Below are 25,371 nucleotides of genomic sequence, written 5' to 3' on the forward strand. Positions count from 1 at the left end.
GGACCGGTGCCGGTCGCCGGACCGCATTGCGCCGGTCCAGCGACCGGCACCGTCGAATCCGTTCTGCATATGGACCAATCGGCCCGGACCGGCGCGTGGCCCCGCGGGCGATCGGGCACCTATGTCCCGTCCAGCCCGCACCTGCCATGAACCACCCGTCAGATCCCCCTCTGGAGCTCCGCATGGAACCAGTCGCCGGCGCACGGCACTGCCCGTTCGACTACGCCGAGGCCCTCGAATTCGACCCGGTGCTCAGGCACTTGATGACCGAAGAACCCGTCTCCCGCATCCGTCTCCCGCACGGCGACGGCGAGGCATGGCTCGTCACCGGCTACGACGACGTGCGTACGGTGACCACCGACCGGCGCTTCAGCCGCAGCGCCATCATCGGCCGGAACTTCCCGCGCATGACCCCCGAGCCGATCGTCCAGGACGAAGCGATCAACGTCATGGACCCGCCGGGCAGCAGCCGCCTGCGCAGCCTGATCTCCAAGGGCTTCGCCCCCCGGCACATGGAGCGCATGCGGGTGCGTACGCAACATGTGGTCGACGAGCTGCTGGACCGCGTGGAGGAGCACGGCGCCCCGGCCGACCTGTTCGAGCATCTGGCCGCGCCGCTGCCGCTGACCACCATCTGCGAGGTCCTCGACATCCCGGAGGCCGACCGCGCACAACTGCGCGCCCACGCCCGGACCATGATGGACACCACGGTCGAGAACAAGGACGCGGCGATCCGGGCCAAGGCCGAGCTCCGCGCCTACTTCGAGGAGTTGACCGCCGAGCGGCGCGCCAACCCGGGCGACGACCTGATCAGCGCACTGGCCACCGCGCGTGACGGGGACGAGATCCTGGACGACCAGGAACTGACCGTCATGGCCATGGTCCTGCTCATCACCGGCCAGGACACCACCACGTACGAGATCGGGAACATCGCCTACACGCTGCTCACCAGGCCGGGCGAGCTCGACACGGTGCGCGACCGCCCCGAGATGCTCCCGCAGGCCATCGAGGAGCTGCTGCGTTTCATCCCCTTCCGCAAGGGTGTCGGCATCCCCCGTGTCGCCACCGAGGACGTGGAGCTGAGCGGGGTGCGGATCCGGGAGGGGGACATCGTGCACGTCTCCTATCTGACGGCCAACCGCGACGGCCGGAAGTTCGACCGCCCCGACGAGCTGGACCTGGAGCGTCAGGGACCGTCCCACATGACCTTCGGGTGGGGCGGGCACCACTGCCTCGGCGCCCCGCTCGCGGCCACGGAGCTCGAGGTCGCCATCGGAACACTGCTGAGGCGCTTCCCCGCCCTGAAGCTGGCGACACCGGCCGAGGAAGTGCGCTGGAACAAGACGTCGATCTGGCGCTATCCCCTGGAACTGCCCGTCACCTGGTGACCGGGGAGCGCGGGTGATCCGCCCGTCGTGGGCGACTCACCCGTCGTGGCCGTGGCCGACGCCGGGCCGTCATCGATGATGCGTCGGCCCACGGCCGGCGGCAACCCGGGAATCTCCGGGGCGCCGGGCGTCCCGGAGATTCCCGGCACGAAGCCCCGCCGCACGGCCGGGCCGCACGCCCCCCGCGTACGGCGCCGAAGCGTGTGCCGACGTACGCTCGACATGCGGCCCCGATCCGCCTGCCGTAGCGTGATTCCGACGGCCACCCCAGCCGTGGCGGAACCTCTTTCCGCCCATGAACGGCTGGAACTCAGTCTTCGACGGTCGGCCCGTCCGCGCCCGTTCCAGGGGTACCTGACCCGGCGCCGGAATCCACCAGCACTCCACGTCCGCGCAACGCAGCGTGTACGGAGCCGCAGTGGCCGTCTCCGGCAGGCGAACGCCCCGGAACCATTTGGGCCCGGCCGTGTGGACCAAGTCCGCTAGGAGGAGTTCCATGGCGGTTCTCTGCAAGCCGGCCATCGCGGTTCCCGAGTACGTCATCACCAACGAGGAAACCCTTGAGCTGGCTGAACGGTTGCACGGCGACCATCCGCAGATCGACCTGGTCCTTCGTCTGATCGAACACACCGGGGTGCAGAAGCGACATCTGATCCAGCCGATCGACAAGGTGTTGCAGCACCCGGGCTTCGACGCCCGCAGCATCACGTACGAGCAACACACCAAGGCCCGCGTGCCGGAGGTCGTACGCCGGGCACTCGACCAGGCCGAACTGGAGCCGCGGCAGATCGACTTGATCGTCTACGTCTCCTGCACCGGCTTCATGATGCCGCCGCCGACCGCGTGGCTCATCGGCGAGATGGGCTTCCGGCCGGAGACCCGGCAGCTGCCGATCGCCCAGCTCGGCTGCGCGGCGGGCGGTGCGGCCGTCAACCGGGCGCACGACTTCTGCACGGCCTACCCCGACGCCAATGTGCTGATCGTGGCGTGCGAGTTCTGCTCGCTCTGCTACCAGCCCACCGACCTCGGTGTGGGATCGCTGCTGTCCAACGGGCTGTTCGGCGACGGCATAGCCGCCGTCGTGCTCCGCGGCAGCGGCGGCACGGGAGTACGCCTGGAACACAACGGCTCGTTCGTCATCCCGGACACCGAGGACTGGATCTCCTACGCGGTCCGGTCCACCGGGTTCCACTTCCAGCTCGACAAGCGGGTGCCCGGAACCATGGAACCCCTCGCACCGGCCCTGGAGGCGGTCGCCGAGGAGAACCAGTGGAACGCCGGGAAGATGGACTTCTACATCATCCACGCGGGCGGCCCGCGCATCCTGGACGACCTGAGCCGCTTCCTGGACGTGCCGCCCGAGGCGTTCCGCTTCAGCCGCGCCACGCTCACCGAGTACGGCAACATAGCCAGCGCCGTGGTGCTCGACGCCCTCGGCCGCATGTTCGACGAGGCCTCGGCCCTCGACGGACACCGCGGCCTGATGGCCGGCTTCGGCCCCGGCATCACCGCCGAGATCTCCCTGGGCACCTGGACCTCCGAATCCGATTCCTGACGCCCTCCGCTCCCCCGGTCCCGGTGCCGTCCCCGGCACCCGGACCGGGGGACACGCACCGCCCGCCCGCCGTGCGGTGTCAGTGCCGGGTGCCAGACTCGAAGGCATGACCGAACGTTGGGCTCTGGCCATGACGGAGACCGGCGGCGCCCTCCTGGCCCCGCTGGCCCCCTCCGGCCTGCCCGCCGCCCCGGTCGTCACCGAGCCCGACCTCGTGGCGGCGGTCCGCGCCCGCCCGGACGTCACCCGCTGGGTGTGGCGCTCCACCGCCGAGATCTACCCGCGGCTGCTCGCGGCCGGCGTCCCCGTGAGCCGCTGCTACGACATCGAGGTCGCCGAATCCCTCCTGCTCGCCCATGAGGGCCGCCTCGGCGAGCCCCGTTCGGCGGCCGCCGCCCACGCCCGCCTGCACAACGCCCCCGTGCCGCCCGATCCGCCGCCCCGCTCCGCGGAGCCCGGCTCGCAGTCCTCGCTCTTCGAGCCCCGGTCCGGCACCCAGCTCCCCTTCGACGGCCTGCTCCAGGTCTACGCCGACCAGCTCCGCCGTCACGACGCCACCGAGCACCCCGGCAGGATGCGCCTGCTCACGGCCGCCGAGTCGGCCGGAATGCTGGTCGCCGCCGAGATGAACCGGTCAGGTCTCCCCTGGCGCGCCGATGTCCACCGGGACGTCCTCCACGATCTGCTCGGCGAGCGTTACGCGGGCGGCGGCGAGCCCCGCAGACTGGCCGAGCTGGCCGACGAGGTGTCGGCCGCCTTCGGCAGACGGGTCCGCCCCGACCTCCCCGCCGACGTGGTGAAGGCCTTCGCGCAGGCCGGTATCAAGGTGAAGTCCACCCGCCGCTGGGAGCTGGAGGAGCTGGACCACCCGGCGGTGGAGCCCCTCGTCCAGTACAAGAAGCTGTACCGGATCTGGACGGCGCACGGCTGGAGCTGGCTCCAGGACTGGGTGCGCGACGGCCGCTTCCGCCCCGAGTACCTGCCCGGCGGCACGGTCAGCGGCCGCTGGACGACCAACGGCGGAGGGGCGCTGCAGATCCCCAAGGTGATACGGCAGGCGGTCGTCGCCGACGAGGGCTGGCGCCTGGTCGTCGCGGACGCGGACCAGATGGAGCCCCGGGTGCTCGCCGCGATCTCCCGGGACCCCGGTCTGATGGAGGTGGCGGGCCACGACGGCGATCTGTACACGGCCCTGTCGGACCGGGCGTTCCACGGCGACCGGGACCACGCCAAGCTCGCACTCCTCGGCGCGGTCTACGGCCAGACCTCGGGCGACGGCCTGAAGAACCTGGCCGCCCTGCGCCGGAGGTTCCCGCTGGCCGTGGCCTATGTCGATGATGCCGCGAAGGCGGGCGAGGAGGGACGTCTCGTACGGACGTGGCTGGGCCGGACCAGTCCCCCGGCGGCCGGGAGCGGGGCGTACGAGGAGGCCGGAATCCCGCAGGAGAGCCCCGACACACCCTCCGCCGACGGCGCGTTCACCCCTGGTTACGCATCGACGAACGCCCGCGCGCGGGGCCGCTTCACCCGCAATTTCGTGGTGCAGGGCAGCGCGGCCGACTGGGCGCTGCTGCTCCTGGCCGCCCTGCGCGGCTCGCTCCGCTCCGCCGGCCTCCGTGCCGAGCTGGTCTTCTTCCAGCACGACGAGGTGATCGTGCACTGCCCCCGGGAGGAGGCGGAGGCGGTGGTGGCGGCGATCCGGGCGGCCGGTGAGCTGGCCGGGCGGACCGCCTTCGGTGAGACTCCGGTGCGCTTTCCGTTCACTACGGCGGTGGTGGAGCGTTATTCGGACGCGAAGTAGGACCCTTGTCCGGTCCCTTTCCCGGCCCCTCGTCGAACCCGGCCAGCCCGTGGTCGTAGTGCGCCGGACGCAGATGCTGATGCCGGTGCCGGGCATTGAGCAGATGGATGACGAACGCCGCGACCGCGATCATCGCGAGGACGACCACGACCATGACCAAGGTGTCCATGCGATACCGGCCCCCTTCGATGCGCAGGCCGACCGGGGCGGCTCACCGGGAGCCGTACGCATCCAGGCTACTCCGCCGCCCGGCCCCCCGCCCCGACAGGAATCGGGCGCGAGAAAGGGTCCGGGCCGAAGGTGCGTCCGGCCCGGACCCGGCGCGGCGTACGCCCCGCTGGTCTCGGGTGGGGGAAGGGCACGTGCATGACACAGAGCTGGGCCGCGGGGCAGCCGTCAGACGCGCCCCCAGGGGCCGGCACGTTCGGCGGCGTCCAGCCGGGCTGCGCCAGGTGCGGCTGGAGGCAGCGGTAGCTGTCGGAGCCGTACATCACGACATCGCCCGCCGCGTACGTCGTACCGGCCGCCCAGGTGCCGCCCGGCTCGGTCGGCGGGTCGGTGGGCGGGTCGGCCGGAGGTCGGGGGCCGGATCGGCGGACGCGCTGCCGGTCAGACCTGCCAGCGCGAGCACACCGACGGCCACGGTGGCGGTACACGCGGCCAGGGCACGTCTGCGGAGCACGGATCTCTCCACGGAACTCTCCTTGACTTCGGGGGAATTGCCGCCAAGGTAGCCGCGTACACGTCATCCCCAGGAGATCCCGTCCGCCCCCTCACTTCGCGTTATGAGGCCCCTGACCAGCGCCGTCGGCCCCGTATCGCCACCACGCCACCGCATCCGGCGCCCGTCCCCGTAGGTTCGCCCCATGCGAATTGGTGAGCTACTGGGTGCGGGACGGTCCGCCGATGTGTACGCACTCGACGAGAAGTGGGTCCTGCGCCGTTACCGCGACGGCATGGACGCCACTCCCGAATGGATGGTCATGTCCTACCTCGTCGCACACGGCTACCCGCTCCCCCGCCTCGGCCCCCGGGACGCCAAGACACCCCCCTGCGACCTGGTGCTGCAACGCCTGACCGGACCGACGATGCTGGACTCCCTGCTGACCGGCGAACTGTCGGCGGCCGACGCGGCGGCCGTGCTGGCCGGCCTGCTCGCCGAACTCCACACCGTTCCGGCCCGGCTCTCCCCGCACCCCGAGGACCGGATCCTCCACCTCGACCTGCACCCGGACAATGTGATGCTGACGGGCCGGGGCCCGGTGGTGATCGACTGGGGCAACACCAGGGAGGGCGCTCCGGCCGCGGACCGCGCCATGTCGTCCCTGATCCTGGCCCAGGTGGCGGTCGACCCCCGCTCCCCCGCATCGGCGGGCGCCCGCTCCCTGCTGGACGCCCTGCTGCCGCACCTCTCCGCGTCCGGCGGAATCCCCGCCCATCACCTCGCCGAGGCCGCCGCGCAGCGCGCCGCCAACCCGACGATGAGCCCGCACGAGGTGGCACTCATCGGCGAGGCGACATCCCTGATCACGGAACTGACGACCTGAGAGCGGAGTGCCGGTGGCCGGCACCCGGGCGCCCATCGGGTACCGCGGCTTCGGGCGTATGCCGGTTGTGAACCGGGCGCTTGCTGGTACAGGGCTTCACGCCGCGCGGACCCTGCTGCTTCGCTGGCAGGGTGAGTGCGAACAGCCAGGTGCGAGCACCCCGGCCGGGACGGCATGGACGTCGGTAACGCGACCGCCGCGGCGGTCGCGTTCATCGGGGTCGTCGGCACACTGCTGTCCGCCCTGCTGACCCAGCGCGCCGCGGACCGGAGCCGACAGCGCGAGAACACGCGCGCGGAGCGTCTGCGGGCACGGCGCAGCGAGGCCGAGGCGCGCCACTCGACCTGCGTCGCGCTCAACACGGCCGCCCGCCAGTACCTGGCCGCCCTCACCGACCAGTTCCACGCGCTCGGCGGCACCGAGGACCCGGGACTCGTACGACGCCGGCTCGTCGAGGCCCGCGATCTGCACCGGGAGGCCCACGCGGAAGCCCAGTTGCGGTTGCCGGAGCGGATCCTCGGCATCGCGGACGAGGTCAGCCACGGTCTGGGCACGCTGTACGGCCGGCTGCTGCGCCTGGCCGACGGGATGCCGCGCCCGGGTGACTCGCCGACCGCCGCGAAGGCCGAAATCGATGTGCTGTGGGACCGGCTGCGCACATTGCGGCGGGAGATGCGGGAAGAACTACGGGAAACGGACAGGGACGACCGGCAGGCCGAGGGGGACGTATGACCTGTCCGGAGACCGAGGAGAACGGGGGCGTCCGGGCGCTGCGCGCCTGGGTGATGGCCGCCACGAAGCGGGCGCTGCGGCTGTACCCGCCGGGCGCCTCCACGGCCGGCCCGGACATGTACGACGGATCGATCGCCGAGCTCGAAGAGCTGATGCGTCTGCTGGAACACGACGCGGAACTGCGTGCCACGGTGTCGGTCCAGCTCGGTTCCGTCCTTGCGATGCGTCACCTCGCCAGGGGCGGCGTGCCGGCGGACCGGGAGCGGGCGCGGCGACTGCTGCGGGAGGCCCGGGACCCGGCGACGCCGACCGGGGCGGCGACGGACCCGGATGACAGGCGATGGGCCGCGCTGTCGCTGCTCTCCCTTGTGCTGCCGGTACCGCAGAAGGGGGTTCGCGGCGATCGGCCGCCCGCCATGTCCGGTCTGCTCGGCTGGCACTCCGAGCTGGGTCCGGCGGGGATGGCCGACGCCGTGGCCGAGATACGGGAGTTGCTGGACGAGGTCAGGGAACTGCCGCTGCCGCCGGAGCAGCACGAGCAGTTGCGCCGGACGGGCAGCATGCTCGATCAGCTGGCCGGGCCCCGATCACCCGTCCACGCCATGCGCACGTTCATGGACACGATGTCCGGTGGGTTCCCGTACGAGGACGAGTTGCGGCGGGTGACGGACCTGCTGTCGGACCTGCCCGGCCCGGCGGCGGATCCGGGACCCGGCGCGCGCACGGAAGGCCGCTCGGCTCCCGGTCCGGCTCCCGGCGGCACCGAGGCCTTCACCGCCGTGAACGCCGTCGTCCCCTCGGTGCTCGAAGCGTTCAGCGTTCTCCGGAACGGCGATCCGGAGGCCCTCGACCAGGCTCTGGGCCGGCTTCGCGACGCGCACGGCCCGTTGGTGGTCCTGAGTGCCTGCGAGACCGACCTCAGTACCCGGGACCACGACGAGGCCCTGACCCTGACGACATCCTTCGTCTCGGGCGGGGCACGCAATGTGGTGGGGTCGCGGTGGACCGCCCAGGACGGAGCCTCGGCGCTGATGATGGCGGTGTTCCACCACTACCTGGCAGTCGAGGGGCAGGGGCCGGCGGACGCGCTCAGGGCCGCACAGCTGTGGATGCTCGACCCCGACCGCAAGAATCCGGGCTCGCTCGGCGGCGGGCTGCTGCGCGAGATCCAGCGCCCGGGACTCGACCGCCTCCCGGTCTGGGCGGCGTTCATCCACCAGGGACACCCCGGCCCCGGACCGGCCACGGCAGCGACGGCGCGGACCGCGTCCGAAGGAGGAACCGTATGAATCCGGAACAGCTGCTCGCCCTCGTCGGCGAGCACCGGGACAGTATCCGCGAGTCACTGGACGACGAGCAGTACGCGCTGTTCCTCGCCCGGCTGGGTGCGCTCGCCGAGACGGCGGAGGAGGACAACAAGGCGGTCCTCAGGGCCCTGAAGGGCGTCAAGCACGCGCTGATCCCACTGCCGTTCGACCATCCGGTGTACCTGGCCCTGGACTCCCCCCGGTTCGCCGGGCCCGCGACGGAGCCGACGGACGCCGTGGCCGGTGCGCGGTCGCTCCTCGTACGGCTCTCGGAGCCGCAGCCCGTGCCCGACCCGGCGGCGATCATCCGCTCGGTACAGGCCCGGCTGCGGGCGGAACCCGCACTCGACCACCCGGTTGTGGACGCCCGTTGCCATTCCTCGGGCCTCGGAGCACCACCACCGGAACTGATCCGCCTCGACGACACCGAACACGGCGACCGCTATCCGGCCTTCCAGTTCGCCGGTGCGGCCGGCGGGCCGATCCCCGTCGTCCTGCGGGTCAACCGCATCCTCCTCGCCGACACCGACCCCTGGGGCGCCGCGGACTGGTGGCTGAGCGGCAACGTCTGGCTCGGCGGCAAGCCCGCGGCGCTGCTCGGGGAACTTCCCGACGAGCAGTTGGTGGGCGCCGCCACGGCTCTTGTGGAGGGCGACCGATGACCGGCACCCTGCCCCCGTCCGCCTTCGTGCTGCGACCCAACAGCCGTCTGCTCCCCGCCGGTACGCCGCTGTGGCGCATGCACAGCACGAAGCGGCCGGCCGTGCAGTTCAACCCGATCGCGGTGGACGCCCACTTCGGCGGCAACCGCTTCGACGGAACCGAGTCGGACCCGTACCAGTACCTGTACCTGGCCGACACCCCGGCCACCGCCCTGGCCGAGACCCTGCTGCGTTCCCTCGAATTCGACCAGGACGCCGGGATGCGCCTGATCCCGTACGCCGCGGTCCGGGGCAAGTCCCTGACCCTGCTGCGCACCCGCTGCGAACTCGCCCTGGTCTCGCTGGTCACCGAGGCGGACCTGGCCGCCGTGTGCCAGGATTCGTGGCTGCTCGAAGCGGAGGGCGAGCGCTACGCGAAGACCCGTCGCTGGGCGAGCGAGATCCGGGCCCAGACACCCGAGGCCATGGGCCTGATCTGGCAGTCCCGGCGCAACCGGCCCCACCTCGCGTCGGTCCTCTTCCACGACCGGTGCGCGGGTGAGCCGCTCGCCGTGGTGCCCGGCAACGGCATCGCGGACATGGGCTCCCCGGCCGGTGTCGCGGAGACGAACCAGCTGCTCGCCCCCTTGCGCAGTGCGATCGTGCCGCCCCGGACCGGCTGATCGCCCGTGTCACCCCTTCGCTTGTGGCGGCGCGCGAGCGGTGCCATCGTGACACCATGCCACTCGTTGACCACGGGTCAATTCTGGCGGAACTCAGGAAGGTTCGGCTGGCCGGACCGGTCAGACTGCGCGACCTGAAGCTCTCCGCCCTCCGGTGTGCGGCCGCCGCCCGCACACCGGACGGCTCGGTCGAGGGACTGCTGCGGCTCGCCGTGGCGCGCATCGACACGGACACACTGCGGACGGCCGCCGAGTACACCCTCGGCCTGGCACAGGGCACCCGGGACTGGGCGCCCTCCTCCCGGCGCAGCCGGGCGGCCCAGGTCTACGGGGTCAGCGTCGAGCGTTTCCGCAAGCACCAGGAACTCCTGGTCCTCGGGTACGTCGCCGACCAGATCGTGGAGCTGGCGGACGGCGGCGCCGCGCAGGACTGGAGCGGCTCCTCGCACCGGCACGTGGACCTCCGCACGGCCGGACGCGACGTCCGCCTCACACTCCATGTCCACCCGGTCGACCTGCTGCGGAACGTCGACGTGGTGGTCTCGCCGAGCAATACCCACTTCGGGCTGCCCGAGCCGTACAAGTCCTCCGTCTCGGCCTCGCTGCGCCGGGCGGGCGCGGTGCAGGGCGTGACCGGCGACGTGCACGACGACCCCGTCCTCGACGGTCTGCGCAAATGGGCCGCCCAGCAGGGCACTTCGGGCCGCCCCGTCCTTCCCGGCACCGTGGCCGCGACCGACTCCGGCGCCCTCGTCAGCCAGGGGATCCGCCGGATCTACCACGCGGCCGTCGCCGTGCCCAGGGCCGGTACCAACGACTACGACGTGCTCCCCGCCGACATCACCCGGGCCACCTCCCGCGTCCTCGCGATCCTCGCCGGCGAGCGCGACCACTTCACGCCACCGCTGCGCTCGGTGTGCTTCCCGCTGCTCGGCTCGGGGCGCGGCGGCCTGCCGTACGAGGTCAGCCTGGCCGCCATGTGGGCCGCCGTGGAGGCCGAACTGGCCCGCGGCGCACAGTGGGATCTCCACTTCGTCGTCCGCACGCCGACCGCCGCCGCGCTCCTCGAACGGCTGCCCACCAGGATCCGCCCGGACCGCGACCAGTCCCCGCCCGGACCTTCCTGTTGACTGGAATCACGGGGGAAATTCCGGCCGTCCGCGGACCGGAATTCCCCCGTGATCTTCATTTCGCTCCGCCTCCCGAAGGGGATCGGGAGGATTCCGGAACCGTGTGGTTCATGTAGGCGCCCGTGACACTTGCATGCTTCAAAGGTCGACTGGCACTGCGATCGGAGAGGTAAAGGATCATTGATCGGCGAAAATGATCGTGCGTGTCCGGTGTGCGGAACTCCTGACGGGGGCGAAGCCCAATGCCCGGACTGTGGCTGGCAGATGCACGGCGACCCGGTCCTGGGGGATCTGACCGACGCCGACCGGGCGTCCGCGGCGGCCGCGCTGCGGAGCGCCGAACACGCCTGGGACATACGGGCGGCGGCACTGTCGGGGTCGGGCACCGACGGTGCGGGGCAGACGACTTCGGTGCTGCGGGGCGGTCCCGCGGGGCCCGACGCCCCGGCTCCGGCGAAGCGGCCCGCTGTCCACCCGGATCTGCCCCCGCACAGCACGGCCCAGTGGGAACAGACCCTGGCGGACCTGGTCAACGGCCGTATCGAAACAGTGCTGTTCATTGAATTCACTTCCGAACGCATCAATATGATCAAGGCCGTTGCGGACCGGAGCGGAATACCGCGGCAGACCGCCACGGAAAGCACGGACTGGAATTCCGTCGCCCCCCTGTTCGATCCCTGCGAGGAAATACTCCGGTTCCAGCTCGCCGGCGGAATCGGCACCTTGCCGGTGGTCGGCCGCAAGGAGTTCGACAACGCGGTGACCCGGTGGCTCCGCGGACACGTTCCGTCCTCCTGCGCCCACACGGTCGTACTGTTCAACCGCCGGGCGGGCTGGCTCCTGCTGGACCGGGCCACGGAGCTGCTGCGGATCACGTACGCCCCGCGGGCCGAGCTCGGCCCGGCACCGGCGGGTCCCGTCGCACCGGGCGAGGCCGGCGGTCGCCCCGGCCCCGCGCACGGGACGGACACGGAGGGAGCGGTACGCGAGGCACTGCGCACCGCACCGCTGACGGCCGACCACACACTGCTGCTCGCCCGCGTCGACCGGCGGACCGGCACCGTGCACGCACACACCCACGTACTCTTCCCGGCCGGATCCCGGCTCCGGCACGGTGAGACCGCCACGGCGGAGATCACCGTCCACGGCGGGCCGAACGGCCGCACCCCGGTGATCCTGCCCGTGCTGGCCGCCGCGGACGGCGACGGGCCGGTGATGCTCTCCGCGCGGCAGACCGCGCTGACGGCCTTCGCCCCGGCGCGGCTGTCCTTCGTCCTGCGCGGCCCCGGAGAGGTGACGCTGCTCCGGCCGGCCGGAGGAACTCCCGGCGCCCCGGCGGCGGACGACTCCCCGGTGGCTCCCCCGGAGGTCTCCGCCCTGGTCGGGCGCCTCCCGCGGCGCATCGTCCGCCCGCCCGCCCTGGATGTCTTCTTCACCGTCGAGATGAGCGGTGCCGAACCGGAGGAGACCGCCGAGCGGCTGGCGTTCGTCCGGGATGTCATCGCCGCGCTGGCCCGTCGGCACGGCTCGGGTGACGGCCTGCGGGTCGGTGTGGTGGGCCACTACGACCACGTCGTACGCGAGACCGCCTACACCCCCCGGTCCCTGCTGCTGCTGACCGTCCCCGCCGGCCCCGCGCAGAGCGCCCGGGCCTCCCTGGCCGACTGGCGGCCCACCCGGCACGAGCAGGACACCGTCTCCTCGCTGGAGGACGCGCTCAAGAAGGTCGGTTCGGCCACGGCCCGGCCGGGCGGCCCCCAAGGCCGCCCCGCCGAGCGCGCCCTGCTGATCGTCGGCCGCCGCCCGCCGGGAACGCCCGAGCAGCACGGCGTGGTACCGGCCTGTCCGCTCGGCGCCGACTGGCGGGCGGAGCTCAGAGCCATACAGGGCCGGGGCGTCCGGGTGCGGACCCGGCTGGAGAAGAGCCGGCCGTGCTCCGGCCGCGAAGCGGACGCCGTACGGCGTTACACCGCCGATGCGTGGAACACCCTCTCCGCCGACGGGTCCTTCCGTCAGGGCGTCGACACGGCGGCCGACGTGGCAGAGGCCCTGGCCCCCGAGTGGCGGTGGGACGGTCCGCCCTGCCGCCTCGCCCTGGCAACTCCCCTGCTGTGAGCAGCCGTCAGTACGAGGAGAAACACCATGTCCGATCCGTACTACGACCCCAACGAGAACCCGCGGGGCCCGGATGAGCCGCCCCGGCGCCGGCCCGAACTGAACCCGGTGCCCGACCTCCGGCCGCAGGATCCGGAAGACCCGGAGAACGAGGCCGCCGCCTCCTGGTCGCCCGGTCCCGCGTCCGCCGGACTGGACGGAAACCTCCAGCCGGGGATGATCCCACGGCCGCCGAACAGTGTCCCGGGCGCCTCGACGGACCGGCTCCGGATCGGCCTGTGGGGTGCTCCGCTCTCCGGCAAGACGACCTATCTGTCCGCGGTGCCCATCGCCGCGATGCAGCAGAGCAGGCACGGCCAGGCCGGCTGGGCGGTCAGCGGGATGAACCCGGAGTCCACCGAATTCCTCATCTCCGGTGTGACCCGGCTGGAGAGCGACCGGGTGTTCCCGGAGGCCAGCGTGGGCCAGCAGCAGCTCGCCTGGTCGTTCCAGGGGGAGGAGGCTCCGTCCCGGGTGCTCCGCCGACGGCGGGAGGCCGGCTTCGTGCTGGAGGTCCAGGACGTGGCCGGTGAGGCGTTCAGCAACGACGTCGAGCACATCCTGCGGCCCAGGGTCCTCGATCAACTGGCCCGCTCCCAGGGGCTGGTCTACCTCTTCGACCCGCTGCTCGGCAGCCGGCCGGCCACCAGGAGCCTCGACTTCTTCTACTCGATGCTCACCGAGCTCAACACCCGTGTCCGGGACGCGGGCAAGCTCCACCGCAACCGTCTGCCGCACCATGTCTCCGTCTGCGTCACCAAGTTCGACCACCCCGAGGTGTTCCGCCCGGCGGTGGAGGCCGGCTGGGTGACGCAGGACTCCGAAGGGGCCCGGCTGCCCCGGGTGCCCGCGGAGCAGGCCGCCCGCTACTTCCAGTGGATGTGCGACGAGTTCCAGGGCTCCTCCGCCCGGCTCGTACGCGACGGACTGGGCGCGTTCTTCAGGCCGGAGCGCATCTCGTACTACGTCTCCTCGGCGATCGGTTTCCGCCTCAATCCGCAGCACGTCTTCGACTACCGCAACTACCACAACGTGGAGATCGTCGACGGTGTCTCCCGGATCTGCACCTCGCCCGTGCCGATCAACGTCCTGGAGCCGCTGACCGACCTGGAGCGCCGGATCCGCTCGGCCGCGCGCCGCCGGCGGCCGTGGTGAACGAGGACCGGAACCCCAACCGGCTCGCCGCCGAGTGGGCGGTCCTGGGCAAGCATCCGGGCCGCAGCATGGGCTACGAGGTGCTGGACGGCAGCCTGCCGGGGACCCGCGCCCAGCGCTATCTGTGGAGCGCCACCACGGGTACCCCGGACGCCCGTGAACCGGCGGGCGGTCTGCCCTGGCGGGTGTTCCTCAGCGGCGCGGACGGGGAGCCGGGTTCGGTCTGCGCGGTCGTGGACACCAGCTGGGACGGTTCCAAGGACGGTACGGGAAGGCCGAGTTACACCTGGCGGCTGCTGCTCCTCGAATGGCGGGCGGCCAGCCGTGCCGGGGTGACCTGGACCGCACTGGACCGGGCCGTCGCCCAGGCCGGATCCGAACCGGACCGGCCCGACGCGAGCCCGGCGGCGGTGCGCACCTCCGCCGCCGAGCTGGCGGACACCGTCGACCGGTTGGGCTTCGAATGGGCCGCGGGCATGGCCGCCCTGCTGCTGGAGGGCGAGCAGTTGGTGATCACGGCGCCGCCCGGGCGCGCCCTGCCCGGTCTGGACGAGCGGGTCCGGATGCTGGATGCCGTCTGCTCCCTGCTGCCCTACGGATGCCGGGTCTGGCTGAGCGGCGCCACCTGGACCGGCAGGACGGAACACGATCTGCGGCTGGTCTTCGCCGCCTCCGCGCGGTCCGGGCAGCAGGAGGTGCCACTCGGCACCGGCCGCCCGCCGGCCCCGCGGAGCGGGACGGCCGGCCGCTACCTCACCGAGCTGCTGAGGCTGCGGGCCAAGCGGGGATCCACCGCCGATGTGGTGGCCCATCTGCTGGCGGCCACCACCGCCCTCCCGCTGCGCGACGCCGCGGAAGCGGTACGTCTGCTGCAGGAGCTGGACCTGCTGGACTCGGTGCTGAACGACATCCGGCACGGTCACGGCCAGGTGGGCGACGTACAGCGGCTCCTGGAACTGCACTCGGTGGAGTCGCTGGACGAGGGGCAGCTGGAGACCGTGGTGGTCTTCCTGGCCGACCGCGCACGGCGTCCGGGAGCCGAAGCGGCCCAGGCACTGCTGACGCGCCACTGGACGCCGCGGGCCCCGGACCTGCTCGCCGCCCACGTCGTCGCCCGTACTCCGTCGAAGCAGAACCTCACGCTGGCGAAGGAGTACCTGACCCTGCTGCTCGGGCTGGAAGGGGCGCATCCCGGCTCGTTCGACCGGCTGTTCACCGCCCTTGCCACCGCACCGGGGTACGACCCGGCCTGGGCCGGGTGCCTCGTCTGCATGGTGGAGAAGGAGTTCGGGTACGACTGCGAGGCGGCCGACCGCGTCCTGCTCGACTCGCGAGAGGCCGGACTGGCCTGGCTGGACGTGCTGTTCGGGGCCAGGCCCCGTGATCTGCGGCCGCTGTCCCGCCTGGTGGCGCTTGCCGCCGGGACCCCCGTCGACCGCAGGCCCGGCTGGCTGCGCTTCGCCGGGCTGCTCACCGGGGAGTTCTCCGCGGCCGAGGTCGTCGCGACCGACGCCGCCGAGTTCGCGTCCGGGCACGGGGACGCGTGGCGGATCGCCCTGGAGACGGCGCGGGACAACAACCGGCCGGCCGTGATCGGCCCGATGTGGACCGTCCTGAGGCAGCTGGTCCGCAGCGGCACGCACGCCCAGGTGTCGGCCGTGCTGGACAGCGTGGCGCCCCCCGGAGCAGCGGAGGTGTCACCGCAGACGGCTGCCGACGCGGACCTGCTGCGGATGTCGGCCCCGTTCGGCGGCGCCGGTGGGCGGCTCGCCCCCACGATGCGCCGACTGCGGCTGCTCGGCGCCGACGACCCCGGCCTCGACGCGTACACCGCCACGGTCGTCCGGCGCACCGAGGCCGAGCCGGAGCTGAAGGAGCAGGTGGTCGAGGCGCTGCTCGGCGACGAGCCGGACCCCGACGGCGCCTCCTGGACGGTGCTGTCCCTGTGGATGCGGCAGCGCCCCAGCATCGAGCCGGCCGTGCGGGCCGGCCTGGCCCGGCGGCTCACCTCGGCGGCCCCCGCCCGCTGGATCGGCCTCGATCTGCCCGAGGACCTGGTGGACGGGCTGGTGTACCGCGACGGGCTGGCGTGGCTGCGCCCGGTGCGGCGGCTTCGGGCGGCCGACACCGACCGGGTCCCGCTGGAGGAACTCGGCCGGATCGTGGCCGAGGCGTGTCCCCACCGCACCTTCTCCCCCCAGCTGCTCGACGAGGTCGCCCTGCTCGTGCGCCGCCGCGGATCCCGGTTCGCCTTCGGCCTCACGACCGAACTGGACGTTCGGGCGCACGGGCTCGGACTCGCGCTGTATCAGGCCCTCGGCAGCAGTCGGGAGTACCAGGACGTACGCGACGGGCTGGTCCGTCACAGCCGTGAGCAGGAGAACCGCCACCGCATGCTCCTCGCCGCCCTGGGCGCAGCCGGAACCGTTGCGTCCACCAGGCCGGGCGCCGTTCCCACCACGCCGCGCGCCGTTCCGTACACCACGCCGCGCGCCGTTCCGCCCGCCGGCCCGGCCGTACCCCCGCCGGAACCACCGGACCGCACCGGCGCCGGGCGCCCCGCCCCCCTTCCCGCAGCCGCCGACTACCCGCCGGACGACCGGGACCGGCGACGCGGTTTTCTCCCCTGGTCCAGGAAGCGGAGGAACTCATGAACTCCGTCGGTATCGACATCGGCAGCCGGTACGCCCGGATCGCCCGCGTCGGCGGTCAAGGAGCCCCGGAACTGATCGAGTTGCCGGGATCGGTCCCCGGTGAGGGCCTGCCCGTCCCGGCCGGTGCGGGAGCCGGCCGGGAGGAGGCGCTGCGTGCGGTGTACTCCGCGTACCGCCGAGAGCACGGCACGCCCGCCCACATGGTGGTGGTCGTCCCGCAGAGCGGCCACCTGGAACACGTGCGGCGTGCCACCGCCGCCCTGGCCGAGCTGCACGGCGACGGCCGGGCGCCGCACCTGCGCACCCTGAGCACCCCTCGGGCCGTGCTGGCGCTGCTCCGGGACGCGGGGACGGCGGCCCGGAGCCGGCTTGCGGTGTGCGACCTCGGTGCGGCGGCGGCCGAGGTCTCGCTGTGCGTGGTGACGGCTGCGGCAGTGGCCGTGGCGGGAACCTCACGGCACGCTCCCCCGGGCGGCTACGGCGCCGGCTCGGACACGGCCCTCCTGGCGGAAGCGGGTCTGCGCGACGACGAGGCGGGCCGGCCGGCCCTCGCCGCCGCGCGGGCCGAGGACGGCGCCGCTCAGCGCCTGGACCTCGCCCTCGGGCGGGCCGAAGCCCGCCCGGACCGCTTCGACTCCACCACCGTGCTCCGGGTGGCAGGGCGCGAGATCACCGCGGGCACGGTCCGCGTGGCCCTGCGGCGCCTGACGGCCGGCCTGGACCTGGCGCTGTCCCGGCTGCCGGGCGGGGCGGAGGGAGCACCGGGCGACGGCCCTTCCGCCGGGGCGAAACCCCCGGGCAGCACCCCCGCCGCCCCACCGGCCGGCCCCGGCGGCGCCCCCGCCCGGCACCTGGTCGCCGTGGGCGGCACCGCCCGGTTCGCGCCGCTGGTGCGTCATCTGGCCGACCGCGGATGGCAGCTCGCTCCGCTTCCGGCCGGCACCGACCCCGCGCTCGCCGCGGTCTTCGGCGCCTCGCTGGTCGCCGCGGGCCGGATCGACCCGGCGGACCGCTATCCGTACGCCGTGTGCGTGGGCGCCCATCGGACGGTCGCGGGACGGCCCGAGGGCCAGGAGCTGGTCATCAGCGGGGCCGGGCACCTGGAGCCGGGCGGCGAAACGGTCTACGCGCAGGCGGCCGGGGAGCGGCTGCGCGTGCGGACCGGACCCGCGGGAGCCGCCGCCGGGCGGCCGGTACAGGTACGGGTGCGCGATCCGCGGGGCGGCGCGAGTACGCCGGTCCGCACGCTGGCGCTGCCCGGCGCCCCCGAGGAAGACCGCTTCCACGTGGGCGTACGCCTCGCCGTGGACGGAACGGCCCGGCTGGTGCTGCATCCGCTCGGCCCGTCAGCGCCCACGGAATTCCCTCTCGGCGACCTGCCGACCGATCTCGGAACCGATCCCAAGGGAGAGCCTTCGTGAAGCACACCAGTCCGTCGTGGCCGCTCCGGTTCGGCCCGAGATGCGCCGCCCTGCTCACCGCCGCGCTGCTGGTGGCCCCGCCGGTGACCGCGGCGCACGCGGCACCCGCGGCCGGCGGCGAGGCCCCGAGCCGCGCCGAGATCTACCGGGCGCTCGCGCTGGACCAGGAGCCCGCCGACCACGTGATCCTCGTGGACACCTCCGGCTCCATGGCGGAGGGCGGCCGCTACACCACCGTCCGCTCCACGCTGCGCCGGTTCCTGGACGGCCTCACGTCCAAGGACCATGTCGCGCTGTTCACCTTCGACTCCCGGCCCGAGGTGCGGTACATCGGCGCGGCCGGCAACTCCGCGGAGATCGTCTCGAAGCTGCCGGCCAGGCCGAACGCCGCGGGCGACACCGACACCGGTGCCGCGCTGAATGCCGCGCTGACCGAACTCGGTCGCGACGACGCCGCCTCGGTGGCCTCGGTCGTGCTGCTCACCGACGGCCTGCACCACCCTCCCCGCGGTTCCCGCTACCCCACGTCCGAGGGGCCTTCCTGGGACGCGCTCCGCAAGCGTGCGCAGGCGATCGCCGAACACACCGATCTGGCGGGATACGCCCTGCCGTTGGGCAGCGGGGCGACGGGCGCCCGGCTCGTCGGGAACGTCGTGCGGAACACCTCCGTGCTCCGGCCGCAGAGCATCCAGGACCTCGGCTCCTATCTGGCCCGTGCCGGCGAACGGGCCCGGGCCCGCAAGGCCGGACTGCTGCTGGCCGAGGACGCCGGCAAAGGGGTGAGCGCCACCTGGCAGGGCGGCACCGCGGCCGACGTCACCGACGGCCGGGCGACCGCCAAGCTCGTCCTGCGGTCCACGACGCGCCATCTGCCGCTGACCGTCAGCGGGCTGCGGGCGACCCTCACCGGTCCGTCCCTCGACGTCAGCGGGCTGCCGGACGAGGTGACGCTGGAACCGGGTGAGTCCCGGACCCTGGAGGTCCGCCTGAGTGGACGGCTGACGGCGAGCGCCCTGCCGTACCGGCGGACCGAGCGCCGCGATGCCGTGCTGCACCTGGCGGGCCGGGTCGATTCGACCTGGGAGCGGCCGCTCGCTCCGGACGTCGAGCTGGCCGTACCGCATGCGATACGCCTCGGGCAGAGGGCGGTGCCGCTGCGGGCCTCGGTGGGGTCGGTGGTCCTCCTGCCCGCGCTGGTGACCGCTGTCGTCCTGCTGGTGCTGGGCGCCTGGCTGTGGTGGCGGCGGATCAACCGGCCGCTGCTGCACGGCGAGTTGCTGCTGGCAGCGGCCTTCGGCGAGCAGCAGCCGGACCGCGTCGGGCTGAACGGCCGCCGGGTGGTGCTCCGGCCGTCGTCGGTGGGCGGACGCGGGCGGGTGCAGGGCAGACTCCGCTCCACCGAGCAGGGGCCTCGGATCGACCTGCGCATCCGCTACACGCCCGACGGTTCCACCGCCCGGGAGAGCCGGGCCACCTGCCGGCCCGGAGGCAGGGTCGTGGTCGGCGGAGTGTCCTTCACCCATGTGCCGCAGCAGGCCCCCGAGCCGGCCGAAGGGCTGCCGCGATGACCGGCCCCGTCCTGAACGTGGCGGCCACCAGGGTCGGCACCGAGGCGCTCGGACCCGGCGTGCGCTCGGCGCTGTGGGTCCAGGGCTGCCCTTTCCACTGTGCCGGGTGCATGTCGACGGAGTGGATCCCCTTCCGGCCCGCCCGCCGGGCCGGGCCCCGGGAACTGGCCGAGGAGTTGCTGGCCGATCCCCGGGTGGGGGGCCTGACCTTCTCGGGAGGAGAGCCGATGGAGCAGGCGGCCGGGCTCGCCGAAGTCGCCCGGCTGGCCCGAAAGACGCGGGACGTGTCGGTGATCTGCTTCACCGGCTACCGGCTGGAGCGGCTACGGGCCCGGCCGCCCTCCCCGGGCGTGCCCGGCCTCCTGGGCGAGATCGATGTGCTGATCGACGGGCTGTACGTGACCGGCCTGGACGACGGGCGCGGGCTGCGCGGCAGCTCCAACCAGCGGGTCCATCACCTCACCGGACGGCACGCGGACGGCGGCTACGACTTCGCGGACCGGCCGCGGACCGCCGAGATCGCCGTCACCGGCCCGGAGGCACTGCTCATCGGGGTGCCCCCGAAGGGGCTGATCGACGCCTTCGACAGCGCGGTCGACACGGTCCGTGCCCGAGTGGACGCATCCGACTTCCACACCGGCGAGGCCGCACGCACGGCCATCGGAGAACAGGAACGCGATGAGCGGTAGGAAGCGCATCCAGGTCGACCAGTCCGAGTGGTACCGCATCCAGAGCCAGGCCCGGCAGCTGAGGAGGGTGCAACGCGAGGTCCCGCAGTTGATCGACGCCGTGCGCCGGCAGACGAGCGCCGACCTCGACCGGGCCTTCGCCCGGGTCGAGCGGAGGCAGGCACAGCACGACGCGCTGGTCGGCCGACTCAGCGAACAGACACGGCAGCTGGAGGCCGACACCGCGCGGCGGCTGAAGCAGCAGGCCGCCGAGGTGCGCGGCGAACTGGCCGCCTGCGCCGGGCAGATCCGGGAGGAGACCCGGCAGCGGCTGGCCGAACAACAGGAGCGGGTGCGCCGGGAGATCGCGTCCGAACGCGCCGAGCGCCGGGCCGAGACGGCCCGGCTGTCCGCACGGTTCGACGTCATCGACCAGGACCGGGCACAGGCCGGGCAGCTGGTGAAGACATGGCTGTCCGATGCCAGGGCGATGACGGAGGCGATCGCCGGGGCCGGGCTGCACGAGCGGTACGCGCCCGGCGAGCTGGACCGGCTGACGGCCCGGCTGGCGACGGCGGAACAGAGCGCGACGCAGGGCAGGTTCGACGCGGCGCTCGCGATGGCGCAGGACACGTACCACTCGCTGAGCGAGCTGCGGGCGGAGACCGAGCAGCGGGAACTCGCGCGCTGCACGGCCCGGATGGAGGCGATCGACGCCCTGACCACCGTGGAGAAGGAGATCGAGGGCAGCCTGAGCCGGCCGGTGCTCGACCCCGACGGAGTCCCGGTGGACGGCAGCACGGTGGACGTCGACTACTGGTCCCGGGGCGGACTCGGCCTACTGCGGGAGGAGACCGCGAACGGACTGGCCCGCGCGCGTGACGACCGGACCGGCACCGACGAGCTGCGGCTGCTCCGGGCGCAGGAGGCACCCCGGCTGGAAGAGGCGCTCGGCGACACGGTGGAACGGGCGTGCCTGCGGCATCTGGCCTCGCAGACCCGGGTGAACCTGGCGGACGCCGTGGTGCAGGCGCTGGGCCGGACCGCCTACTACGAATTCGTCGACGGCGAGTACCGGGGCTCGGACCCCCGCGGCACCTACTACGCCAAGCTCGCCCATGAGAACGGCAACGAAATCGTGCTGGCCATCTCGCAGACCGGACCGGACTCCGGCCGGCACGTGGTGCAGGTGCTGTCGTACGACCACGACATCACCGCGGAGGCGCAGCTCCAGGAGCGGGCCGAGGCGATCAGCCGGGCACTGGCGGACGAGGGCCACCCGGTGTCGGGGGCGCCCGCCTCCGAGCCGGGGGCACCGGACCGGAAGCTGCTCGACATCCGGAGCCAGCGGCAGGGTTCGGCGCGTCCCGCGGAGGGCGGCGCATGAGGAAGGAACCGTCCCGTGCTCCCGGGCCGGTGGTGGAACGGTTCGACGGAGTCGTCCTGCACAGCGGCGAGCCGTTCACCATTGTCTACGGCCCGGGAGTGAGCGACGTCTTCATCGACACCGCCTACCAGGTGTGCACGCTGGAGCAGGTGCTGTGGCGGCTGCTCCGCGCCGAGGGATACGCGCGCATCGTGTTCGGTTCGACCGACCAACCGGTGTACTTCCGGGACTCCGCCTCGCGCGACCTGTGCCGCAGGAGCGCCACCGGGCGGCCGAGCTCACCGACGGGTCCCCGCACCATGCGCACCCCGGGCATGAGCGGACCGATGGGCAATCTCCTGGTGACCAGGGTGCGGGCACCCGCCGAGGAGCGGAGCCCGGCGGAACCGCCGGCACCGGCGTCGGGGGTGAGTGACCCCTTCGCGGTGATGACCCTGACCGGCTATCTCCAGCAGAACGGGCCCCGCACCGCCGTCGTCATCCCCCACGCCGAGAACTACCTCCGCTACAACCAGGCACCGAGGGCCCTGGCCGGTGCGATGGCCCACTGGGCCAGACGCCACGACAACGGCAATCTGTGGGTGCTGGTCTTCGGGCAGGACACCCTGGAGGACACGGCGCAGTACGTGGAGGGGTGCCGCGGCTACCCGCCCCTGGAGACGTTCGTGCGCGAGCAGGCCGGGCGGTCCGGCCCCGGCCGGTCCGGTGCCGTCAGGATCGGTGATCCGCATGCCGCCGAGACCGAGCGCCTGATCCACAGGGTGCGGCTGCGTTCGGGGCTACGGCTCGACGACTGGCGGGAACTGGACACGATCGTCAAGGCGATGGCGACGCATCCGGAGAAGGCCCGTGCCTGGAAGGCGTGGCTGGAGCGGCTGGCCACGGCTCCGGGCGGCGAGCTGACGGTGGCAGCGGTGCGTGAGAAGGGGGCGGACGTCTCCGCCGCGGACAGCCGCAGTCCCTGGGAACGGCTGGCGGCCATGCCCGGTCTCGACGCCGTCCGGGCGCACTTCGAGCAACTGCGGGCCTCGGTCGAGACCTTGGACGCCCTGCGGGCCGAAGGCCGCACGACGGCGGTCGAACCGCCTTCCCTGCACCTGGTGTTCAGCGGCAATCCGGGCACCGGGAAGACCACGGTGGCCCGGCTGGTCGGCGAGCTCTACCGCGACCTGGGGCTGCTGAGACGGGGCCATGTCGTCGAGACGAAGACATCGGACCTGGTGGCCGGCTATGTGGGCCAGACGGCGGGGCTGACCAATGCGACGGTCGACCGGGCACTGGAGGGTGTGCTGTTCATCGACGAGGCCTACGGACTGAGCGACCAGCGCGAGGGGTTCGGCGGCGAGGCCATTCAGACGCTGGTCGCACGCATGGAGAACGACCGTGGCCGACTGGTCGTGATCCTCGCCGGGTACCCGGACAAGATGAGGGAATTCCTGGCGGCCGACCTGGGTCTGCCGAGCAGGGTCACCGTTCTCGACTTCCCCGACTACCCGCCTCAGACCCTGTACTCCATCGCACTGCGCCGGCTGACCGAATGTGGCGCGACGCCCTCGTCCGAGACCGAGGGGCAGTTGCGGGAGATCGTCTTCGGGATGCACCGCACGCGGGACGAGTCCTTCGGCAATGCCCGCGACATGCGCACCCTCGCCGACAGTGTCTTCGACCGGTGGGCCGGCCGGGTGCGCGGCCGGCTGGAAGTGCCTGCCGCCCCCGTGGACATACCCGAGAGCTACCGCGGCTTCCTGCCGCGGCCCGCGCCGGATCCCACGGAGTCGCTGGCGGAACTCGACAGGTACGTGGGACTCGGCCCGGTCCGGGAGACGCTGACGGACCTGGTCAAGCGGATACGGCTGCGGCAGGCCAGGGGCCAGGACGGGTTCGCCCCGCCGCATCTGCTGTTCACCGGGCCGCCCGGCACCGGCAAGACCACGGTGGCCCGGCTGGTCGGGAGGATCTTCCGCGATCTGGGCCTGCTGCGCAAAGGCCACGTGGTGGAAGCCGGACGCGCCACCCTGGTCGGCGAGTACCAGGGGCACACCGCACCGCTGGTGCGCAAGGCCGTCCAGGAGGCACTGGACGGCGTGCTGTTCATCGACGAGGCCTACAGCCTCGTCAGCGATGCCCGGTACGGGGGGTACGGAAAGGAGGCGATCGACACCCTGGTCCCGGAGATGGAGAACCGGCGGGGCCGCCTGGTGGTGATCGCCGCCGGCTACCCGCGGGAGATGGACACCTTCCTCGCCGCCAACCCGGGCCTGGGCTCCCGCTTCACCACCCGCGTCCCCTTCCCCCACTACGACACGGACGACCTGGTGGAGATCCTCGGCCGCATGGCGGCCGAGGAGAACTGCACCCTGGCCGAGGGGGTACGGGAGCGGGCCGGGGCCTGGCTCGGAGGGACCCGGCTGGCCAACCCCGCCGAGTTCGGCAACGCCCGTACGGTCCGCAAACTGCTGGAGCTCATGGAGGCACGGATGGCGGACCGTTACGCCCGTGGGGGCGCCGAGGACCCGGCACCCTCGGAGTACGTGCCCGAGGACGTCCCCGCCCCGCCCGTCACCTGACGGTCACCGCGACCAGGGGACCGGGGACCGCCCCTGCACATCCTGCGCCTCGCGTTCGTCGACCACCCGGCGAAGCGCCTCGTCGGCGGCGCGCAGGCGGCGCTCCATGTCGGCGGTCGCGGCCTCCACGTCGGCGAGCGAGAGGTGCTGCTGCGGGGTGGCGGTGCCGCTGGGGGCGCCCTGGGGCTCGCCGAGCGCGCGTGCGAGGTCCCGATCGGCTGCCGCGTACCTCCGCAACGAGGCGAGCTGCGCGCCATGAGCCTCCTGGATCCGCGCCAACCGCTCCTGGCAGGAGGCCAGTTCCGCGGCTCCCTCACTGTGCTCGCGCTCCGCGGCGGCCAGTTCGGCCTGCGCGGCGGCGGCCCGCTCAAGGACCTGCCGCGTCCGGAGGGCCAGAAGGGCGAGCTGGTCCTCGGAGAGGCGTACCAGATCGTCGCTGCCGGTCCGCAGCGCCTCCTCTGCCCCGGTGTCCCGGCCGCGCAGGGCGGCCAGCCGGTCCGCGATGACCTCCTGCTGCTCCTGGAGCGCGTCCAGGGCGAGCACCAGCTGTTCCTGGCGGCGCAGTTCGTCGACCTGCCGGCGCAGGGCCGCGTGTTCGGCGAGCCGGTCGCGCAGCGCCTCTTCGGAGGCGCGCAGCTCCTCCAGGGCGGCCCGTTCCTCCGCGACCCGTTCGGTCAGCTCGGCGAACCGTCGCACCAGGTCTTCGGCGTCACCGGCCACCCGGTCCCCGGGTGCCGCCGCGGCGAGCAGTCCGGGCAGCAGTCCGGCGAGCGGACGGCTCTCCTCCAGCGCGTCGTCCAGGGCGAACAGCGCACCGAGCGCGTGGGCGCCGCCCGCGCCGTCGTCCACCTGCTCCAGCGCCGCCACGGCCCGGCGGAAGGCCTGGCCGAGCTCCAGGAGTGCGGATTCGGCATCCGGCCCCTCGCGTCGGGCATCGTTCACGACGATCTCCGTCCTCCCGGGGTGGGCCGACTCGGCGAAGCCGGCACACAGCCGCCCCGCCGGAACATCAT

The 25,371-nt window shown here is 73.0% G+C and carries 20 protein-coding genes; 17 read left to right on the top strand and 3 right to left on the bottom strand.

Going from position 1 to position 25,371, the window contains the following annotated elements:
- Positions 1-182: 182 nt before the first annotated feature.
- From BT364_RS22895 to BT364_RS22905, 3 genes are all read left to right on the top strand, one after another.
- On the top strand, positions 183-1,388 hold the full coding sequence (locus BT364_RS22895) for a cytochrome P450 (RefSeq protein ID WP_072487106.1): 1,206 nt from the start codon (positions 183-185) through the stop codon (positions 1,386-1,388).
- Positions 1,389-1,884: 496 nt separating this feature from the next.
- A complete protein-coding gene (locus BT364_RS22900) occupies positions 1,885-2,943 on the top strand; it encodes a type III polyketide synthase (RefSeq protein WP_072487107.1) in 1,059 nt (352 codons plus the stop codon).
- Positions 2,944-3,049: 106 nt separating this feature from the next.
- Positions 3,050-4,744 (top strand): bifunctional 3'-5' exonuclease/DNA polymerase, encoded by a 1,695-nt coding sequence (locus tag BT364_RS22905; RefSeq protein ID WP_072487108.1) that lies wholly within the window; start codon positions 3,050-3,052, stop codon positions 4,742-4,744.
- Here BT364_RS22905 and BT364_RS41035 read toward each other — a convergent pair.
- Together BT364_RS41035 and BT364_RS44295 are read right to left on the bottom strand one after the other, a co-directional pair.
- A complete protein-coding gene (locus tag BT364_RS41035; protein WP_143166530.1) occupies positions 4,707-4,913 on the bottom strand; it encodes a hypothetical protein in 207 nt (68 codons plus the stop codon). The two genes, BT364_RS22905 and BT364_RS41035, sit on opposite strands and share 38 nt — an antisense overlap.
- 67 nt (positions 4,914-4,980) lie before the next feature.
- Positions 4,981-5,493, bottom strand: coding sequence for a carbohydrate-binding protein (locus BT364_RS44295; RefSeq protein ID WP_371268636.1), 513 nt, complete (start codon positions 5,491-5,493; stop codon positions 4,981-4,983).
- A gap of 117 nt (positions 5,494-5,610) precedes the next feature.
- Between BT364_RS44295 and BT364_RS22915 the strand changes: the two genes are divergently transcribed.
- The 14 genes from BT364_RS22915 to BT364_RS22980 all read left to right on the top strand — a co-directional run bounded on the left by BT364_RS22915 (position 5,611) and on the right by BT364_RS22980 (position 24,358).
- Positions 5,611-6,291, top strand: a complete 681-nt coding sequence (locus tag BT364_RS22915) for a phosphotransferase (RefSeq protein ID WP_072487109.1) — start codon at positions 5,611-5,613, stop codon at positions 6,289-6,291.
- Positions 6,292-6,465: 174 nt separating this feature from the next.
- Positions 6,466-7,023: a hypothetical protein gene (locus BT364_RS22920; RefSeq protein WP_072487110.1), complete on the top strand. Its 558-nt coding sequence runs from the start codon at positions 6,466-6,468 to the stop codon at positions 7,021-7,023.
- Positions 7,020-8,312, top strand: coding sequence for a CHAT domain-containing protein (locus tag BT364_RS44300; RefSeq protein WP_072487111.1), 1,293 nt, complete (start codon positions 7,020-7,022; stop codon positions 8,310-8,312). Before BT364_RS22920 ends, BT364_RS44300 begins: the two co-directional genes overlap by 4 nt.
- On the top strand, positions 8,309-8,992 hold the full coding sequence (locus BT364_RS22930) for a hypothetical protein (RefSeq protein WP_072487112.1): 684 nt from the start codon (positions 8,309-8,311) through the stop codon (positions 8,990-8,992). The genes BT364_RS44300 and BT364_RS22930 overlap by 4 nt, the downstream gene beginning before the upstream one ends.
- The gene (locus BT364_RS22935; RefSeq protein ID WP_072487113.1) at positions 8,989-9,654 is read left to right on the top strand and encodes an RES family NAD+ phosphorylase; all 666 of its coding nucleotides are present in this window, start codon (positions 8,989-8,991) and stop codon (positions 9,652-9,654) included. The genes BT364_RS22930 and BT364_RS22935 overlap by 4 nt, the downstream gene beginning before the upstream one ends.
- A gap of 56 nt (positions 9,655-9,710) precedes the next feature.
- The gene (locus BT364_RS22940) at positions 9,711-10,784 is read left to right on the top strand and encodes a macro domain-containing protein (RefSeq protein ID WP_072487114.1); all 1,074 of its coding nucleotides are present in this window, start codon (positions 9,711-9,713) and stop codon (positions 10,782-10,784) included.
- 264 nt (positions 10,785-11,048) lie between these two features.
- Positions 11,049-12,899, top strand: coding sequence for a hypothetical protein (locus BT364_RS22945; RefSeq protein ID WP_072487115.1), 1,851 nt, complete (start codon positions 11,049-11,051; stop codon positions 12,897-12,899).
- A 27-nt stretch (positions 12,900-12,926) separates the two neighbouring features.
- On the top strand, positions 12,927-14,093 hold the full coding sequence (locus BT364_RS22950) for a hypothetical protein (protein ID WP_072487116.1): 1,167 nt from the start codon (positions 12,927-12,929) through the stop codon (positions 14,091-14,093).
- Positions 14,090-16,747, top strand: a complete 2,658-nt coding sequence (locus BT364_RS22955; protein WP_072487176.1) for a hypothetical protein — start codon at positions 14,090-14,092, stop codon at positions 16,745-16,747. Before BT364_RS22950 ends, BT364_RS22955 begins: the two co-directional genes overlap by 4 nt.
- The gene (locus BT364_RS22960; protein ID WP_072487117.1) at positions 16,744-18,168 is read left to right on the top strand and encodes a hypothetical protein; all 1,425 of its coding nucleotides are present in this window, start codon (positions 16,744-16,746) and stop codon (positions 18,166-18,168) included. Before BT364_RS22955 ends, BT364_RS22960 begins: the two co-directional genes overlap by 4 nt.
- Positions 18,165-19,736 (top strand): vWA domain-containing protein, encoded by a 1,572-nt coding sequence (locus tag BT364_RS22965; protein WP_072487118.1) that lies wholly within the window; start codon positions 18,165-18,167, stop codon positions 19,734-19,736. The genes BT364_RS22960 and BT364_RS22965 overlap by 4 nt, the downstream gene beginning before the upstream one ends.
- Positions 19,733-20,425, top strand: coding sequence for a 4Fe-4S single cluster domain-containing protein (locus BT364_RS22970; RefSeq protein WP_072487119.1), 693 nt, complete (start codon positions 19,733-19,735; stop codon positions 20,423-20,425). The genes BT364_RS22965 and BT364_RS22970 overlap by 4 nt, the downstream gene beginning before the upstream one ends.
- Positions 20,415-21,791: a coiled-coil domain-containing protein gene (locus BT364_RS22975; RefSeq protein WP_072487120.1), complete on the top strand. Its 1,377-nt coding sequence runs from the start codon at positions 20,415-20,417 to the stop codon at positions 21,789-21,791. The genes BT364_RS22970 and BT364_RS22975 overlap by 11 nt, the downstream gene beginning before the upstream one ends.
- Complete coding sequence (locus BT364_RS22980; RefSeq protein ID WP_072487121.1) at positions 21,788-24,358, top strand: AAA family ATPase; 2,571 nt, start codon at positions 21,788-21,790, stop codon at positions 24,356-24,358. The genes BT364_RS22975 and BT364_RS22980 overlap by 4 nt, the downstream gene beginning before the upstream one ends.
- Positions 24,359-24,361: 3 nt before the next feature.
- Here BT364_RS22980 and BT364_RS22985 read toward each other — a convergent pair whose 3' ends face one another.
- A complete protein-coding gene (locus BT364_RS22985; protein WP_256260161.1) occupies positions 24,362-25,300 on the bottom strand; it encodes a coiled-coil domain-containing protein in 939 nt (312 codons plus the stop codon).
- Positions 25,301-25,371: the final 71 nt, after the last annotated feature.

It is taken from the genome of Streptomyces atratus (assembly GCF_900119365.1).
Classification (GTDB): domain Bacteria; phylum Actinomycetota; class Actinomycetes; order Streptomycetales; family Streptomycetaceae; genus Streptomyces; species Streptomyces atratus_B.

Coding starts and splice junctions, on each gene's coding strand:
- BT364_RS22895 (WP_072487106.1), top strand. CDS start 183: ATGGAACCAGTCGCCGGCGCACGGCACTGCCCGTTCGACTACGCCGAG.
- BT364_RS22900 (WP_072487107.1), top strand. CDS start 1,885: ATGGCGGTTCTCTGCAAGCCGGCCATCGCGGTTCCCGAGTACGTCATC.
- BT364_RS22905 (WP_072487108.1), top strand. CDS start 3,050: ATGACCGAACGTTGGGCTCTGGCCATGACGGAGACCGGCGGCGCCCTC.
- BT364_RS41035 (WP_143166530.1), bottom strand. CDS start 4,913: ATGGACACCTTGGTCATGGTCGTGGTCGTCCTCGCGATGATCGCGGTC.
- BT364_RS44295 (WP_371268636.1), bottom strand. CDS start 5,493: ATGACGTGTACGCGGCTACCTTGGCGGCAATTCCCCCGAAGTCAAGGA.
- BT364_RS22915 (WP_072487109.1), top strand. CDS start 5,611: ATGCGAATTGGTGAGCTACTGGGTGCGGGACGGTCCGCCGATGTGTAC.
- BT364_RS22920 (WP_072487110.1), top strand. CDS start 6,466: ATGGACGTCGGTAACGCGACCGCCGCGGCGGTCGCGTTCATCGGGGTC.
- BT364_RS44300 (WP_072487111.1), top strand. CDS start 7,020: ATGACCTGTCCGGAGACCGAGGAGAACGGGGGCGTCCGGGCGCTGCGC.
- BT364_RS22930 (WP_072487112.1), top strand. CDS start 8,309: ATGAATCCGGAACAGCTGCTCGCCCTCGTCGGCGAGCACCGGGACAGT.
- BT364_RS22935 (WP_072487113.1), top strand. CDS start 8,989: ATGACCGGCACCCTGCCCCCGTCCGCCTTCGTGCTGCGACCCAACAGC.
- BT364_RS22940 (WP_072487114.1), top strand. CDS start 9,711: ATGCCACTCGTTGACCACGGGTCAATTCTGGCGGAACTCAGGAAGGTT.
- BT364_RS22945 (WP_072487115.1), top strand. CDS start 11,049: ATGCACGGCGACCCGGTCCTGGGGGATCTGACCGACGCCGACCGGGCG.
- BT364_RS22950 (WP_072487116.1), top strand. CDS start 12,927: ATGTCCGATCCGTACTACGACCCCAACGAGAACCCGCGGGGCCCGGAT.
- BT364_RS22960 (WP_072487117.1), top strand. CDS start 16,744: ATGAACTCCGTCGGTATCGACATCGGCAGCCGGTACGCCCGGATCGCC.
- BT364_RS22970 (WP_072487119.1), top strand. CDS start 19,733: ATGACCGGCCCCGTCCTGAACGTGGCGGCCACCAGGGTCGGCACCGAG.
- BT364_RS22975 (WP_072487120.1), top strand. CDS start 20,415: ATGAGCGGTAGGAAGCGCATCCAGGTCGACCAGTCCGAGTGGTACCGC.
- BT364_RS22980 (WP_072487121.1), top strand. CDS start 21,788: ATGAGGAAGGAACCGTCCCGTGCTCCCGGGCCGGTGGTGGAACGGTTC.